The sequence below is a fragment of the Actinomycetes bacterium genome (assembly GCA_035506535.1).
Classification (GTDB): Bacteria; Actinomycetota; Actinomycetes; order DATJPE01; family DATJPE01; genus DATJPE01.
The window spans coordinates 1-14,851 of the sequence record DATJPE010000006.1 but is presented as its reverse complement, the minus strand read 5'-3'; the positions used below and the strand labels follow the sequence as shown (position 1 = coordinate 14,851).

The following is a 14,851-nucleotide window of genomic DNA, read 5'->3' as shown; positions in this document are numbered from 1 at the left end:
CTCATCCCGATGCGCGGGGCTCCCGGCGGCGTACCGCGTCGAAGCGGGCGAGGGCCTCCTCGCGTTCCGCCGCGTGGTCGACGACGCGCTCGGGATAGCCGGGCGGTACGCCCCCGGGCAGCAGCCACGGTTCGTGGACGGCGCTCCCCGGGACGTCGCCGAGCTCGGGGACGTAGCGACGGACGTAGTCACCCTCCGGATCGTGCCGACGCCCCTGCAGGACGGGGTTGAACACCCGGAAATACGGCGCCGCGTCGGTGCCCGACCCGGCGACCCACTGCCACGACAGCTGGTTGGAGGCGAGGTCGCCGTCGCGCAGCCAGCGCATGAACTCGCGGGCCCCGCGCTGCCATGACTGGTGGAGGTCCTTGACGAGGAAGGAGGCGACCACCATGCGCACCCGGTTGTGCATCCAGCCCTCTCGGCGCAGCTGGCGCATCCCCGCGTCGACGAAGGGGAAGCCGGTACGTCCCTCCGCCCACGCGGCGAACGCCGCGTCGGCGTCAGGCCCGCGGGCGTACTCCATGCGGCCCATCTCCGGCCGCAGGTCCTCGCGCGCCGAGCGTGGCTCGGCGGCGAGGACGTGAGCGTGGAACTCCCGCCAGGCGAGCTCGGCGCGGAAGCGCTCGTGGCCACGCTGGTCGCCGAGGTCGGCGAGCAGGGTCCTCGGGTGGATCTCCCCCCAGCGCAGTGCGGCCGACAGCGCCGAGGTCCCGGCCAGGTCCGCCCGGTCGCGCAGCTGGGCGTAGCCGGCCAGCCCTCCGCCACGGAAGTCGGCCCATCGGGCGAGGGCCGCCTGCTCACCCGCGGCGGGCAGACGCACTCCCGGTACGTCCTTCCGAGGTGGCCAGTCCGAGTCGCCGGGAGGGCGCACGAAGCGCAGCGACGCGGACGGGTCCGCGGCAGGGGCGCGCCAGCCGTGCGCGCACCACGCTCGGTAGAAGGGAGTGAAGACACGGAACGGCTGCCCGCCGGCGGTCCGCAGCCGTGGGGGCGCGACGGCGTAGGGGCTGCCGGTGCGCACGAGGCGCCGCCCGTTGGCGGCCAGGGCGCGCTCGACGGCGAGGTCGCGCCGCGCGCCGTACGGGCCGAAGTCGGCGGCGACGTGGACGCCGGTGGCGCCGGCGGTGGCGGCGACTCGGGGCACCACCGCCTCCGGGTCGCCAGCCAGCACGAGCAGCGCCCCCCCGAGGGCCGCGTCCAGGGCGCGCAGCGAGGCCTGCAGGTATGCGCGCCGCACCGGCCCCGCGGGACCCCACAACGCGGGATCCACCACGAAGAGGGCGACGACGGCGTCCGCGCCCTCGGCCGCCGCGGCGAGCAGGGCGGGGTTGTCCGCCAGGCGCAGGTCACGGCGCAGCCACCAGACCGAGGTCACGGCCCGGACGCTAGCCGCGGCTGTGACCCCGCGCGCGGCGAGCCACCCAGGTGAGCGCTGGCCGCCTGCCGCAGCGAGCACCGAGGCGCGCGCCGGGTGTGTGCGGTGGGAGGATGAGGTGTCGCCCCGCCCGTCCGAGGAGTCCAGCGCGCGTGAACGACCTCATCGACACCACGGAGATGTACCTCCGCACGATCTTCGAGCTGGAGGAGGAGGGCATCACGCCGCTGCGCGCCCGGATCGCCGAGCGATTGGGCCAGACCGGCCCGACCGTGAGCCAGACCGTGGCCCGGATGGAGCGCGACGGTCTGGTCAGCGTCGAGGGGGACCGCCATCTCCAGCTCAGCGAGAAGGGGCGGGTCCTCGCTACCCGGGTCATGCGCAAGCACCGCCTCGCCGAGTGCCTGCTGGTCGACGTGATCGGGCTCGACTGGGAGGACGTGCACCCGGAGGCCTGCCGCTGGGAGCACGTGATGAGCGAGGAGGTCGAGCGGCGCCTGCTCGAGCTGCTGCACCACCCGACGACCTCGCCGTACGGCAACCCGATCCCGGGCCTGGAGGAGCTGGGGGAGGAGCACCCTCCCGAGACTGACGAGCCGCTGAGCACGCTCACCGACGTGGCCGGTGAGCAGTCGCGCCGGGTCGCCGTCCGCCGCATCGGCGAGCCGGTCCAGACCGACGCGGCCCTGATGGCTCGGCTACGGCGGGCGGGCGTACGCCCGGGGCACAACGTCGCCGTCCGCGCCTCCGCCGGTGGCGGGCTGCTGGTGGGGTCACTGTCGGAGTACGTCGAGGTCGACCCCGGGACCGGGTCGCACATCTTCGTGGCCGCCGCCTCCGCGTAGCCGCGGATGCGGCCGTGCGGGTGAACTGTCGCCCTGCGCAGCGTGGTGAACACGCGTCGAACTAGGAATTTCGTCCTGGTTTCGGCTAGCCTCACCACGCCTCGGCATCGCAAGGACCGGGGTGCTGGTGGTGGCCGCCGAGTCCTGCCCCCACTGCCGGCCACGTGCGGACCGATCCGTTGGGCAGGAGTGGGGGACCCACCCGTACGACGGCCCGAGCAGCGTCGCTCGAGCCTAGGGGTGAAGCCGCATCCGTGCGGCCGGGCCATTCTCCGGTCCGAACCCGACAGCTGACCCCGCAGGCGTCCGGAGAAGGACCCCTGTGGCCGCCCTGCGCCCTGACGAGGCCCCCCAGACATCGCAGTTCTCTCAGCCATCGCAGCCGACGTCGCGTCGAGTTCGCCGGCTCGCCGCGACCGCGCTGTCCGTGGTCGCGCTGACGGCCGTGACCGGCACGTTGGCGACGGCGTCTCCCGCCGCCGCCGTCCCGGTCCGCCCCGCGGGTCAGGCCGCCAACCCCACCGGCGCGGTGGTGGCTGCCGATGCCGCGGCCAGGGCGTTCGCGCGTACCCATCCCACGCTGCGCTACGGCTCCAAGGGGTCCGCTGTCCGCAAGCTGCAGGGTTACGTCGGCGTCCGCGTCGACGGCCGCTTCGGCGCCGCGACCAGGGCCAAGGTGCGCAAGGTCCAGAAGTGGGGCCATGTCCAGGTCAACGGTGTCGTCGACGTCGGCACCTGGCACGTCGCCTACCGCTTCTCGGTGGCCCGCGCCAAGGCGCGAGCCACCCGGCTGTCCCCCGCCAACATCATCCGGACGGCTCGCAAGTACATCGGCGGTCCGTACCGCTTCGGCGGCACGACGCCGCGAGGCTTCGACTGCTCCGGCTATACGCGCTACGTCTTCGCCAAGCTGGGCGTCGGCCTGCCGCACAGCGCGGCCCGGCAGTACTCCCTGGTCCGGCACATCAGCCGCTCCCAGGCCCGCCCGGGGGACCTGATCTTCTTCCACAGCGGCAGCCACGTCTTCCACGTGGGCATCTGGGCCGGTCACGACGGGCTCTACCACGCCAGCCACCCCGGTCGCCGGACCGGTTACGAGCGGCTATGGACCAGCGCGGTCTGGTTCGGCCGGGTCCTCTGACCGACGCCCGAGTTCGGGCGGCTAGCGTCGTCGCCGTGAGGTCGACGTGAACCGTGCCGGCGAGGCGGCCGTGGCGCTGACCGCGGCGCTGGTGCTGGGCGGCGCGATCGGCTGGCTGCTCTCCGGTGGTCAGTCCGGGGGCGGCTCGGCCGCCCCGTCGGGTCCGGTGTCCGTGGCCCCCTCGGCGAGCCCGGTCGCCTCGTCGGCCGTGGCCGGCTCGCCCACCCAGCGACCAGGAAGCCCGGTCGCCTCGGCGGGCGGCCAGCTGGTGTCCACCGGGGCGATCACGGTGACAGCCACCCCGCCGAGCGCCGGGAGGTTCGCGCCGATCGTGATCTCCGGCGTCGCCACGGGCGTGGCGCCGGGGACCACCCTGACCGTCTCCCGGCAGGGCGCCGGCCCGTTGGCCACGACCCAGGTCGGCCGAGCCGGCGCCTACCGCCTGACCCTCGAGCTGGGTCGCAGCGGCGTCTTCGTCATCCAGGCCGTCGACGGGTCCACGGTCCTGGCGACGTCGGCCCCGTTCAGCCTGACGATCACGCCCTAGGTAAGGTAAGGCTCACCTAATCTGGAGGTGAGCCCCATGCGTAGTCGCAGGTCGGTGACGGTGGTCATCAGCGCGGTGGTGGCCTCGAGTGCGCTTGCCGCCTGCGGGGCCAGTGGGTCCGCCCAGCCGCGCTCGTCGTCGGCGGCCCTCGCCGCTTCGGCCGACTCCGCGGCGGCCGCCGCGGCGACGGCGGCCTACCACTCCTGGGTGGTCCACCAGGTCGCCGAGCTCAGCACCGCCAGCAGGCGGTTCACCGACGCGGTGCGGGCCGGAGACCTGGCCCGGGCCAAGGCGCTGTACGCGCCGGCCCGCTACCACTACGAGACGATCGAGCCGGTGGCCGAGAGCTTCGGCGACCTCGACCCCGCGATCGACGCCCGGATCGACGACGTCGCGAGTCCCCGGGACTGGACCGGGTTCCACCGGCTCGAGCAGCTTCTCTGGGTCGCTGGCACGACCCGCGGGGCCACGTCGCTGGCGAACCGGCTCGACGCCGACATCGCCCGGCTGCGCGCGCTGGTCGTGACCGAGTCCTACCAGCCGGCCCAGCTCGCGAACGGCGCCACGTCACTGCTGGACGAGATCGCGAGGAGCAAGGTCACCGGCGAGGAGGACCGCTACAGCCACACCGACCTGTCGGACTTCGCCGCCAACCTGGCCGGCTCCCAAGAGGCCTTCACCCTCGTCGAGCCGCTGCTCGCGGCCAAGGATCCGCAGCTCGCCACGACGGTGCGGAAGCGTTTCGCAGAGGCGGCGCGCTCGCTGGCGGCGTACCGCAGCGGCTCCGGTTGGCAGCCCTACACCGCGGTCGACGCGGCTGCCCGACGCCGCCTCGCCCAGCAGGTCGACGCGCTGGCCGAGCCGCTCTCGCAGGTGGCGGCGCTGGTCGTCTAGCGCGGTCGAGCCGTCCGTGTCCGAATTGAACAAGCGTTGATTTAGCCGGCGAGCCGTTGCTAGCGTCCCCGGCATGCGCGCGATGATCGTCAAGGAGTTCCGCGAGCTGCGCCGGGACCGGCGCACCCTCGGCCTGCTGGTCGCCATGCCCCTGCTCCTGCTGGTGATCTTCGGCTACGCCGCCAACTTCTACGTCTCCCACGTCGATGCGGCCGTGGTCGGGCCGAATGCCGAGCAGGTTGCGAGCACGCTGCCGCCGTTCTTCCACGTCGAGGTCGTCGAGCCCGGCCAGGACCGGGCGCACGCCGAGGACCTCCTGCGCGACAACCAGGTCGACGTCGCGTTCGTCACCGGCGAGGAGCCCGTGACCGCGCTGGTCGACGGGTCGAACCTGTTCGCGGCGCAGTCGACGGTGTCCGTGCTGAACAAAGCGGGGTCGGCGGTCAGGGCCGAGATCCTCTTCAACCCGGACCTGAAGACCTCGTGGGTGATGGTCCCGGCGATCATCGGGCTGATCCTCACCTTCATCGGCACGATCGTCACGAGCATCGGGCTGGTCCGGGAGCGCGAGATGGGCACCCTGGAGCAGCTCGCCGTCATGCCGATCCCCCCGAGCCAGGTCATCCTCGGCAAGATCGCGCCCTACTTCGTGGTGGCCGCCGTCGACCTGACCATCGTCACCGTCCTCGGCATCGGGCTGTTCCACGTGCCCTTCAACGGCAACGTCGCGGTGTTCGCCGCGGGGTCGGCGCTCTTCCTGTTCGTGGTGCTCGGTCTCGGGGTGTTCATCTCGACGATCTCGCAGACTGCCGGCCAGGCCATCCAGACGGCGTTCTTCTTCCTGCTGCCCCAGATCCTGCTCTCGGGGATGATCTTCCCGCTGGACGCCATGGCAGCCGGTGTGCGCTGGATCGGCTACCTGCTGCCGCTCACCTACTTCACGATGATCTCGCGCGGGGTGATGCTCCAGGGGGCGTCACTCGCCTCGTTGTGGCTGCCCTTCCTCGTGCTCACCGTCATGGCCGTCGTGGTCTTCACCGGCGCCACGCTGCGCTTCCGGCGCGACCTCGCGCCGGCCCGACGGCACCGGCACCGGCCGGCGGTCGGCGAGTCGGCCCCGGCGGGCGCATGACATCCGCCCTGCGCTCGGCCGTCGTGCGCTTCGGGGACACCGTCGCGCTCGACGGCGTGAGCCTGGAGGTCGAACCGGGCACCGTCGCCGCGGTCGTCGGAGGTGACGGGGCCGGCAAGACCACGCTCCTGCGCTGCCTGGTGGGGGAGGTCCGGCTCACCTCCGGCGAGGTGGAGCTGCCTGCCCCCGAGCGGATCGGCTACCTCACCGCCGGCAGCGGCAGCTGGGCCGCGCTGACCGTACGCCAGAACATGGACTTCGTCGGCGGGATCTACGGGCTGCGCGGTGAGGCACTGCTCCGGCGACGGGACGAGCTGCTGGACCGGGCCGACCTCGCGGCGGTCGCGGACCGGCCCGCCGCCCTTCTGTCCGGAGGGATGCGCCGCAAGCTCGGCTTCTGCATGGCCGTGCTGCACCGACCCGAGGTCCTCGTCCTCGACGAGCCCAGCACGGGCGTGGACCCGGTGAGCCGGGTCGAGCTGTGGCGCCTGGTCTCCGAGGCGGCCGCGGGCGGCTGCGCGGTGGCGATGTCGACCACCTACCTCGACGAGGGCGAGCGGGCGGGCACGCTGCTCGCCCTGGACGGGGGCGTCACCCTGGCCGCGGGGACCCCCTCGGACGTGCTCGGGTCGCTTCCCGGCAGGGTCACGGTCACGGAGCGTCCGGTCCGCCCCGCCTGGGCGTGGCGGCGGGGCAGGACCTACCACGAGTACTGGCCCGAGGGTGGGGACCAGCCGGTCCCCGCGGCGGATGCGGTCGCCGTCTCACCGGACCTGGAGGACGTCGTCGTCGCCCTCTCGATGCTGCGGCGGGGCGGTCGTGGCTGAGCGGGCGGCGCTGCTGCGCGCACGGTCGGTGACCCGATGCTTCGGCGCTTTCGTGGCCGTCGACGACGTCAGCATGCATGTCGAGGCCGGCGAGGTGGTCGGGCTGCTGGGCGCCAACGGGGCCGGCAAGACGACGCTGATCCGCATGCTTCTCGGGCTCATCCCGACCAGCGGTGGCGACGTCGAGATGCTCGGAGGGACACCCGACCGGCGACGGCGCAAGCGACTCGGGTACGTCCCGCAGGGGCTGGGCCTCTACCCCGAGCTCACGGCGCGCGAGAACCTCGCCTTCAGCGCCCAGGCGTACGGCTCCTCCCCGCACCTGCCGTCGACGCTCGCGCCGTACGCCGACCGGCTGGTCCGAGAGCTCTCGCTGGGAGTGCAGCGGGAGCTGGCGTTCGTGGCCGCGCTCGCCCACTCCCCGGAGGTCCTCGTCCTCGACGAGCCCACCTCCGGCGTGGACGCCCTCGCGCGGGCGGCGCTGTGGGACACGGTACGCGCGCAGGCAGACGCCGGAGTCGGAGTGCTCGTGACGACGCACTACATGCGCGAGGCGGCGCAGTGCGACCGGCTGCTGCTGATGTCGCGGGCACGGCTCGTGGCGGCCGGGCAGGAGAGCGACATCATCGGGTCGACGACCGCGCTCGCGGTCCGCACCGAGGACTGGGCGGCCGCCTTCGCCGCCCTCGACGGCGCGGGGATGCCGGTCATGCTCTCCGGGCGGGACGTACGAGTCGTCGACGGCGACCTCGTCGCCGTGTCACGGGTGCTGGCCGCCGCCGGCCTCGTGGCCGACCTTCGCGCGGTGCCGGCGACCATCGAGGAGCGGATGCTGGTGCTGGCCCGCTCCGGCTCGGAGGGCGAGTAGTGCCGCCCCGCGGTCGGCGTCCGCTCGGCAGCCCCGATGCGCGGGCCGCGATCCTCGCCGCCGCCCGAGACCTCTTCGCCGAGCAGGGCTTCGAGCGAACAACGGTCCGTGGCGTCGCCCGGCGCGCGCAGGTCGACCCGGCGCTCGTCCACCACTACTTCGGCACCAAGGACGGCCTGCTCGCCGAGGTGCTCGTCCCGCCCGTCGACCCGGCCGAGGTGTTCGCGAACCTGCCCGCCGACCGTGAGCGCCTGGGGGTGGAACTGGTGCGCCGCGTGCTCGGGGTCTGGGAGGCCGCGCCCGAGAACCGCGCTCGTCTCCTCGCCCTGCTGCGCACCGGCCTGTCCCACCAGCACGCCGCCGAGATACTGCGCCAGGTCCTCGGACGGACCTTCCTCGCGGCGCTGCGAGACGTCGTCGAAGAGGACGAGGCAGCGCTGCGCGCCACGTTGATCGGCACGCAGATCGGCGGGCTCGTGCTCGGGCGGTACGCCCTGCGGATGCCGGCGGTCGCCGAGGCCAGCACCGAGGCACTGGTCGCGGCCGTCGGGCCGGCCGTCCAGCACTACGTGACGGGAAGCCTTGGCACGCCTAGCCCTTGAGCGGCGGGAGCACCACCTTCAGCGACGTCATGTCGAGCTTGCGGTACTTCGACGAGACGCTCACCACGCGGACCGTCAGCTTGGTCAGGTGCGCCTTGTTGCGGACGGTCACCACGGCCTGTCCCAGCTCGTCGAGGTAGTCCCCGTACGTCCGTCCGACACTGACCACGTGCACCGCCACGCCGTTGCAGTGCACCGAGTGGCAGGCCTTGCGCCCCCAGCTGGGCGCGAGCTGCAGGGTCACGCGGTAGCGCGAGCTGCCGATCCGCGTCCCGGTCGCCGAGAAGGGAACGCGCGCCGAGAGCCTGGTGTGCGAGGCCGCGATGGTGCCGTCGACGCTGGACTGCACGAAGACGTCCACGGTGAGGTCACCGGGGGGGACGTGCGCGGCCGGGATGGTGAGGTGGGTGGGCATCGTCCCGTTGTGCTGCCCCACGATCTGGCCGTCGAGCTGGATGAAGACGCCGTCCGCGTGCCCCTTGTTCGCGGCCGGGTTGGTCCAGCTGACGACCACGCCGGCCTTGCTGTTCCAGGTGGCCCTGACCGTCTGCAGCGCCTTGACCTGGAAGCTGCTCGGGGGTGTCTGCTCGGCCAGGCTGTACCACACCGGGGGGGCGACGATCGGTCCTGCGGCGGTCTGGGCGGTCACGACGTACCCGCCGATGGTGTACGGCGCCTCCCACCGCACCGCCGTCGCGGGGAGGGTCTTCACCGTCGTGCCGGAGGGCGTGTACGCCGTCACGGTGTAGCCGGTCACCGTCGCGGTCGGGTCGGGGATCCAGCTGACCAGCGTCTCGTTGATGACCAGGTTGCCGGCGCTGTCGTAGTGGTTGCCGAAGCCGAACGCGTTCGCGGTGAGGGCGGGCGTGGCCGCGGGGGGCGGGGCGGTGGCGCCGACCGCGGCTGCCGGGTCGACGGCTCCGTAGCCGTAGCGCGGGTCGAAGCCGGTCGGGCCGAGGTCCTCGGCGGTGCTCTCCAACCGGGAACGCACCTGCGCCGGGGTCCACGTCGGGTGCTGCTGCAGGACGAGGGCCGCGACTCCGGCCACGAACGGCGAGGCCATCGACGTCCCGGACATGACCGCGTAGTCCGTCGTCGAGACGAACGAGGGGACCGTCGAGTAGATCTGGTCCCCGGGCGCCGCGAGAGCCACGGAGCCGTCGAAGGAGGAGTACGACGTGACGTGCATGGTGCTGTCGAGGTCGGTCACCGAGAGCACCGTCCCGCAGGCGGCGGGTGCCTGGGGGAAGTTGTCGCCCTCCCCGTCGTTGCCCGCGGCGGCCACCACCACGACCTTGTGCGACTCGGCATAGGCGGCCGCCGAGCAGATCGGGGTGACGTCGGAGTCGTAGAGCTTCATGTCCGAGAAGCCGAGCGAGAGGTTGACCACCTTGGCGTTGTGGTCGACCGCCCAGCGGATGGCGTTGCCGACGGCCGTGCCGGTGAGGAACGGGGAGTCGACATTGATCGGCATGATCTTCGCGTCGGGCGCGATGCCGGTGATCCCGTGCCCGTCGCGCTTGGCCGCGATGATCCCGGCGACGTGGGTGCCGTGCCCGAGCTGGTCGGTGGCGCTCCCGCTGGCGATCGTCACGCCGTCGTCGGCCAGGTGCGCCCCGGCCACGAACTGACCCGACAGGTCAGGGTTGCTCGCGTCGACCCCGCTGTCGATGACCGCGACGACGACGCCGGAGCCGGTCGCCTTGGTCCAGGCGGCCTCGGCATGCGTCGCCGTGAGCGACCACTGCTCGGGGCTGAGGTCGCTGCGCACGTACGTCGCGAACCCTGCGGGCAGCGTGGAGGTGGCGGCGGCGTCGGCGCTGCCGAGCGGTGCCAGGACCAGCGCCCCGACGAGCGCGACGGCACCAGCGGCGATGAGACGAACGGTGGGCATTGACGGCTCCGAGCAACGTGACCATGGCCCGGGAACCCTCGCGGCCCCCGTGGCCCCCCCGGCAGAGGACGCCATCGTGACCCGGGCGGGGCGACTCACCCAAACCCCGAGAGCATGACGCGCCGGGCGGGCCGAAAGTTCCTGCGCAGCGTGACCAGTCGAGTGCGGATCGTCGCTGTGGATCAGTCCGGAGCCGGGGCGAGGACACGGATGGGGGCTCCGTCCAGCCAGGCCTCGATGTCCTCGACGACGTCGCCGTAGATGCGCTCGTACGACGCCTCGGTGACGTACCCGAGGTGGGGGGTGTGCAGGACCCGGGGAGCGGTCCGCAGCCGATGCCCCGGGGGTAGCGGTTCCTCGTCGAAGACGTCGAGCGCCGCGCCGCGCAGACGGCCCTCGGCCAGGGCGGCGACGAGGGCGTCCTCGTCGACGAGGGGCCCGCGGCTGGTGTTGACCAGCAGCGCGGTCGGCTTCATCAGCCGCAGCTCCCGGTCGCCCAACAGCCCACGGGTGCGTGGCGAGAGCCGAAGGTGAAGGGACACGATGTCGGACGTCGCCAGGAGCTCGTCGAGGTCGACGTAGCCCACGCCGACCTCGTCGGCGCGCTCCTGGGTGAGGTTCTGGCTCCAGGCGACGACGTCCATGTCGAAGGCCAGCCCCACACGGGCCACCCGTCCGCCCAGGCGACCGAGGCCGATGAGGCCCAGCCGGCGCTCGGCCAGGTCGGTGCCGACACTGCCCTGCCAGAGCCCGTCGCGGACGCGCTGGTGCTCCTCCGGGATGTGGCGGAGGGCGGCGAGGATCAGCCCCCAGGTGAGCTCCGCCGTCGGCGGGGTGCGCATCGCCGTGCCGGACACGGTGATGCCGAGCGCCGCCGCCGCCTCCAGGTCGATGGCGGCGTTGCCCATGCCGGCGGTGACGAGCAGCCTCAGCTGGGGCAGGCGCTCGAGCACGCTAGAGGGAAAGGCCGTCCGCTCCCGCATGGCGACGACCACAGCGGCGTGGTGCAGCTCCTCCACCAGCACGTCTGGGTCGAAGAGGTGGTCGTGCCGGAAGTGCACTCGCGCCCGGTCAGACAGCCGCGCCCACGCCGCGAAGGAGCGGGCGACGTCCTGCCAGTCGTCGAGGACGACGACGTCGACCACGGGCGCGCCCTACAGACCCATGACCGCCTGGACCCGGCCCGAGTCCACGGCGGCCTTGAGCGCTGCGTAGTCCTTGGCGTTCTGCTCGGCGTAGGCGAACGCGAAGTCGCAGATCGCCCGGTCGAAGGTCGAACCCGTCCCGAGATAGGCAGCGATCGCGATCCGGTCACCGGTCCGGGCGTGCGCCCGCGCGAGCGTCCAGCCGCAGACCTTGCCATAGATGGCCAGCCCTCGGGGGAGCAGCCGCTCGATCGGGATGGAGCCCTTGCCGTCGTAGAGCTGGCGAACGTAGTAGTCCCGCTCCACCCCGTCGACCCCCTTGACCCGCTGCCAGCCGAGCATCAGGTCGCTCACCGACTGCATCAGACGCTGTCCGGAGACCACCCGCTGGCCGCAGTTGGAGTACTCGCTGGGCCCGAGGTAGGACTCGAGCACCGAGGGCGGCGCCTCCTTGACCTGCAGGAACAGGGGGTCGTCGCTGTCGCGACCAGTGAAGAAGGCCACCCACGCGCGCGTGCCCACGCTGCCGACGCCCACCACCTTGCGCGCGAGGTCGACGAAGTGGAACTGCTGGAACAGGGAGCGCCGCTCGTTGGTGAGGGTGCGCTGGTAGCTACGCAGCAGCGACCTGAGCTGCTCGATGACCTCGTCCCGCTCCATGTCCGGGTACAGGTCCGCGACCGGGACGATCAACGGGGGGTCGCTGAGGATGCGCCGCTGGCCGTCGACCACCTCGGTCAGCTTGGAGAAGGCCCGCATGCTGTCGCGCGTACGCGCCTTGGCGATGACCTCCTCCGTCATCTTCACGCCACGGGTGTTGACCGCCTCCGCCTTGATCGAGGCCATCAGGTCCTCGATGTCCAGACGGGCGTACCAGACGGTGAGGTTCGGCTGGGCAGCGAACTGCTGCATAGCCGTGCGGTAGGAGCTGACCGCCTCCAGCACGGCGATGGAGATCTCCTGCTGGGTGAACTCTCTGTCCCGCCCGGCGATGACGAAGCTGGCGGCCAGCCGCTTGACGTCCCACTCCCACGGCCCGGGCAGCGTCTCGTCGAAGTCGTTGATGTCGAAGACCATGCGGCGCTCGGGAGACGCGAACATGCCGAAGTTGGACAGGTGAGCGTCCCCGCAGAGTTGGGTCAGCAGCCCGGAGCGAGGAGTCGATGAGAGGTCCTCGGCCATGATGAGGGCCGCGCCGCGGAAGAAGGCGAACTCGGAGGCGAGCATCCGGCCGTGGCGGATGGGCACCAGGTCCGGCACCCGGGTCGCCGCCTGCCGCTCCAGCAGCGCCACCGGGTCGGCGCGGGTCGGCGACGGTTCGAAGACCGCGTGGCTCGATCGCGGGACGTCCGCCCGCGCGGCCTTGCCGCGAGCGGCGCGCTCCTCGGGAGTCAGGTGGGGGATCCGCGGCGAGCGGGCGTACCGTCGCGCGCCGGGCTGCTCGACCGCAACCGCCTCGGGAAGCGTCGATGTGGTGGCCGTGGTGTCTGTCATCGATGTCCCGCCTCGCCCGTGGTTGAGTCGTTGTGCAGTTCAACCTACGCGGCGAAGCGGTGTCTCCGGACGCCAATCCTGCAGTTCTCCCCCTGCGCGGCAGGGCTCAGATGAACAGCAGCTGGGCTCCCACGGTCTTCTCGATGAAGTCAGAGGCGCTGATGATCCCCGCGACGTCGTCACGAAGGTCTGACTCGTCGATCTTCATCATGTCCGCCGACATCCGGCAGGCCCAGAGGTGACCGCCCGCGGCCACGATCTGGTCGAGGAACTCCGGGACCTCGGGGACCCCGAGGTCGGCGATCTGCTTCTTGAGCATGTGCGTCGCCATGCCGGTCACGCCGGGCAACGGTGCCAGGGCCTGCGGCATCCGGACATCACCCATGGGCAGGTGCATGGCCGAGTTGCCGACCGGGCTGAACTGAAGGTCGTGCATCCGCGACTTCACGATCATGTCGAAGCCCCAGAACGTGAAGAAGAGGTCGGTGTGCACGCCCTCCCCCAGAGCAGCATTGGCGAGGATCAGGCCGGGGTAGGCCATGTCGAGGTTGCCCTTCGAGCAGATGATGGCCAGCTTTCGGCCGCCACTCTCCTCGTCGTCGTCGAAGTTGGGGACGATCGCGGGCGTGACGTCTGTGGTGGTCATGACAGCCGCTCCTCTCACACGCAGCCGTGCGGCTTGGGCAGCCCGGCGACGTAGGCCATCTTCTTCGCGGGCTTCTTGGGGAACAGCTCGAACTGCTCCTTGACCGGGATCCCGCCCACGGCCTGGACCCGCCGGGTCGTCGCGGTCTCACCCTGGGCCCGGTAGTCGTCGCGCAGGAAGTGGATGCACTTCCAGTGCGCGTCGGTGAGCTCGATGCCGATCTGGGCGGCGAGCACCCTGGCCAGGTCCTCGTCCCACCCGTCGTACTCGGTCAGGAATCCCTCGTCGTCGTCGTGGATCTGGCAGGTAGTCGTACGGCAGCTCTCGCCCGTCGACCAGCGCGACGAGCTGCGACCCGGTGTCGACCCGGTCGATCGTCCCGTCGCGAGGTCGACACCCTCTGGCATGAACTGCTGACGGCGGCGGATCAGCTCCCAGGCATTTACTGGCCGAAGGCCAGCATGAGCAGCCCCGGTTGGTACAGGTGGTCGCCGTCCTGGTCGACCACGGTGATCATCCACTCGTCGCGGTCGAGACGGCGACGCAGCTTGTTCGCGGCCATGGTGCCCGCGGTTCCGGCAGCCAGGATCACGACACGCTTCATGGCAGACCTCGTCTCGTGCGGGCTTCAACGACCAGCGTGCGCCCGAGGACCTGTGCGCCAGCAGAGTCCTACCTCACAACCTCCCGTGCGAGCATCGCGGGGCGGCCCGTGACCCGCTACGAACTCCGGCTGCTGACCGGCGCGACCTCGTGTTTCCGGTGGCTGCGCCGCGCGAGGCTCGCCGCCCAGGATTCCTCAAGGCTTCGGGCGCCTGCGCCGTCGTGACGCGTCGATCGTGGCAAGCATGAGGCCCCCGACGAGGCCGAACACGGCCAGTGCCGCGCCCCAGGCGGCGAGCGCGCGCTTGTCGGACCCACCGCTGCCAAGCCAGGCGGCCACCAGCAGACCCACGCCGAGCCACGAGCAGCCGGCCAGCAGGGAGTTGACCGGCCGCTGCCGGATGCGCTCCCAGATCCGTTCCAGCACCGAAGCCCTCCCGTGCGAGTACTCCTGTCGCAGGACCCTCCGTCACCGCGCTCGATCAGCCTCGCGTGCCCCGAGCGAGCCCGGCGCCGGTCACGGCTCCGACGCTCGTGCCCCCGAGAGGATTCGAACCTCCGACACACGGTTTAGGAATACGTCTCGAGCATATCGGGCCATGCGGTGAATCGCGCCGGGACCCGTTGTCCCGTATGGACGCCCTCTCCTGTCGGTGTCATCGGCTGTCACCCACTGTCAGTGAGCGTGCGGACTGCCTGCGGACTCAAAGTAAGATCGTAGCACGAGCCTACTTGACTCGATTGAGAAGGGTTGCGTAGCCTCGTGACACATCCTACTTAGGAGAGACTGCCATGAACGCTACGGAGATCATCGGCTACATGTATCGGGCCGATC

General features: G+C 71.8%; 16 protein-coding genes and 1 riboswitch. Of the genes, 8 read left to right on the top strand and 8 right to left on the bottom strand.

Annotated elements, in window-relative coordinates; genetic code table 11:
- Position 1: 1 nt before the first annotated feature.
- On the bottom strand, positions 2-1,378 hold the full coding sequence (locus VMI11_01140) for a deoxyribodipyrimidine photo-lyase (protein ID HTY71012.1): 1,377 nt from the start codon (positions 1,376-1,378) through the stop codon (positions 2-4).
- Between the two features lie 152 nt (positions 1,379-1,530).
- Between VMI11_01140 and VMI11_01135 the strand changes: the two genes are divergently transcribed.
- From VMI11_01135 to VMI11_01100, 8 genes are all read left to right on the top strand, one after another.
- The gene (locus VMI11_01135; protein HTY71011.1) at positions 1,531-2,223 is read left to right on the top strand and encodes a metal-dependent transcriptional regulator; all 693 of its coding nucleotides are present in this window, start codon (positions 1,531-1,533) and stop codon (positions 2,221-2,223) included.
- Between the two features lie 159 nt (positions 2,224-2,382).
- Positions 2,383-2,542: riboswitch (cyclic di-AMP (ydaO/yuaA leader) on the top strand.
- A 3-nt stretch (positions 2,543-2,545) separates the two neighbouring features.
- Complete coding sequence (locus tag VMI11_01130) at positions 2,546-3,364, top strand: NlpC/P60 family protein (protein ID HTY71010.1); 819 nt, start codon at positions 2,546-2,548, stop codon at positions 3,362-3,364.
- Positions 3,365-3,410: 46 nt separating this feature from the next.
- Positions 3,411-3,911, top strand: coding sequence for a hypothetical protein (locus VMI11_01125; GenBank protein HTY71009.1), 501 nt, complete (start codon positions 3,411-3,413; stop codon positions 3,909-3,911).
- Between the two features lie 36 nt (positions 3,912-3,947).
- Positions 3,948-4,805, top strand: a complete 858-nt coding sequence (gene efeO / locus VMI11_01120) for an iron uptake system protein EfeO (protein HTY71008.1) — start codon at positions 3,948-3,950, stop codon at positions 4,803-4,805.
- A 73-nt stretch (positions 4,806-4,878) separates the two neighbouring features.
- Positions 4,879-5,937, top strand: a complete 1,059-nt coding sequence (locus VMI11_01115; protein ID HTY71007.1) for an ABC transporter permease — start codon at positions 4,879-4,881, stop codon at positions 5,935-5,937.
- Positions 5,934-6,764: an ABC transporter ATP-binding protein gene (locus VMI11_01110; GenBank protein HTY71006.1), complete on the top strand. Its 831-nt coding sequence runs from the start codon at positions 5,934-5,936 to the stop codon at positions 6,762-6,764. Before VMI11_01115 ends, VMI11_01110 begins: the two co-directional genes overlap by 4 nt.
- Positions 6,757-7,632, top strand: coding sequence for an ABC transporter ATP-binding protein (locus VMI11_01105; GenBank protein HTY71005.1), 876 nt, complete (start codon positions 6,757-6,759; stop codon positions 7,630-7,632). The genes VMI11_01110 and VMI11_01105 overlap by 8 nt, the downstream gene beginning before the upstream one ends.
- Positions 7,632-8,234, top strand: coding sequence for a TetR family transcriptional regulator (locus tag VMI11_01100; protein HTY71004.1), 603 nt, complete (start codon positions 7,632-7,634; stop codon positions 8,232-8,234). Before VMI11_01105 ends, VMI11_01100 begins: the two co-directional genes overlap by 1 nt.
- Here the strand turns inward: VMI11_01100 and VMI11_01095 are convergent.
- The 7 genes from VMI11_01095 to VMI11_01065 all read right to left on the bottom strand — a co-directional run bounded on the left by VMI11_01095 (position 8,224) and on the right by VMI11_01065 (position 14,443).
- Entirely contained in the window at positions 8,224-10,128 is a 1,905-nt protein-coding gene (locus VMI11_01095; GenBank protein ID HTY71003.1) for a S8 family serine peptidase, read from the bottom strand. The genes VMI11_01100 and VMI11_01095 overlap by 11 nt on opposite strands.
- A gap of 182 nt (positions 10,129-10,310) precedes the next feature.
- The gene (locus tag VMI11_01090; protein HTY71002.1) at positions 10,311-11,273 is read right to left on the bottom strand and encodes a D-2-hydroxyacid dehydrogenase family protein; all 963 of its coding nucleotides are present in this window, start codon (positions 11,271-11,273) and stop codon (positions 10,311-10,313) included.
- Positions 11,274-11,282: 9 nt separating this feature from the next.
- Positions 11,283-12,767, bottom strand: a complete 1,485-nt coding sequence (locus VMI11_01085) for a DUF2252 domain-containing protein (protein ID HTY71001.1) — start codon at positions 12,765-12,767, stop codon at positions 11,283-11,285.
- A gap of 106 nt (positions 12,768-12,873) precedes the next feature.
- Complete coding sequence (locus tag VMI11_01080; GenBank protein HTY71000.1) at positions 12,874-13,413, bottom strand: DsrE/DsrF/DrsH-like family protein; 540 nt, start codon at positions 13,411-13,413, stop codon at positions 12,874-12,876.
- Positions 13,414-13,427: 14 nt separating this feature from the next.
- A complete protein-coding gene (locus VMI11_01075; GenBank protein HTY70999.1) occupies positions 13,428-13,820 on the bottom strand; it encodes a TusE/DsrC/DsvC family sulfur relay protein in 393 nt (130 codons plus the stop codon).
- Positions 13,821-13,855: 35 nt separating this feature from the next.
- Positions 13,856-14,017, bottom strand: a complete 162-nt coding sequence (locus VMI11_01070; protein ID HTY70998.1) for a hypothetical protein — start codon at positions 14,015-14,017, stop codon at positions 13,856-13,858.
- Positions 14,018-14,212: 195 nt separating this feature from the next.
- Positions 14,213-14,443, bottom strand: coding sequence for a hypothetical protein (locus VMI11_01065; protein ID HTY70997.1), 231 nt, complete (start codon positions 14,441-14,443; stop codon positions 14,213-14,215).
- Positions 14,444-14,851 lie beyond the last annotated feature (408 nt).

Bases quoted from the DNA above. Each gene is read 5' to 3' on its own strand.
- efeO (HTY71008.1), top strand. From the start codon at position 3,948: ATGCGTAGTCGCAGGTCGGTGACGGTGGTCATCAGCGCGGTGGTGGCC.
- VMI11_01115 (HTY71007.1), top strand. From the start codon at position 4,879: ATGCGCGCGATGATCGTCAAGGAGTTCCGCGAGCTGCGCCGGGACCGG.
- VMI11_01110 (HTY71006.1), top strand. From the start codon at position 5,934: ATGACATCCGCCCTGCGCTCGGCCGTCGTGCGCTTCGGGGACACCGTC.
- VMI11_01095 (HTY71003.1), bottom strand. From the start codon at position 10,128: ATGCCCACCGTTCGTCTCATCGCCGCTGGTGCCGTCGCGCTCGTCGGG.
- VMI11_01085 (HTY71001.1), bottom strand. From the start codon at position 12,767: ATGACAGACACCACGGCCACCACATCGACGCTTCCCGAGGCGGTTGCG.
- VMI11_01080 (HTY71000.1), bottom strand. From the start codon at position 13,413: ATGACCACCACAGACGTCACGCCCGCGATCGTCCCCAACTTCGACGAC.
- VMI11_01075 (HTY70999.1), bottom strand. From the start codon at position 13,820: ATGCCAGAGGGTGTCGACCTCGCGACGGGACGATCGACCGGGTCGACA.
- VMI11_01070 (HTY70998.1), bottom strand. From the start codon at position 14,017: ATGAAGCGTGTCGTGATCCTGGCTGCCGGAACCGCGGGCACCATGGCC.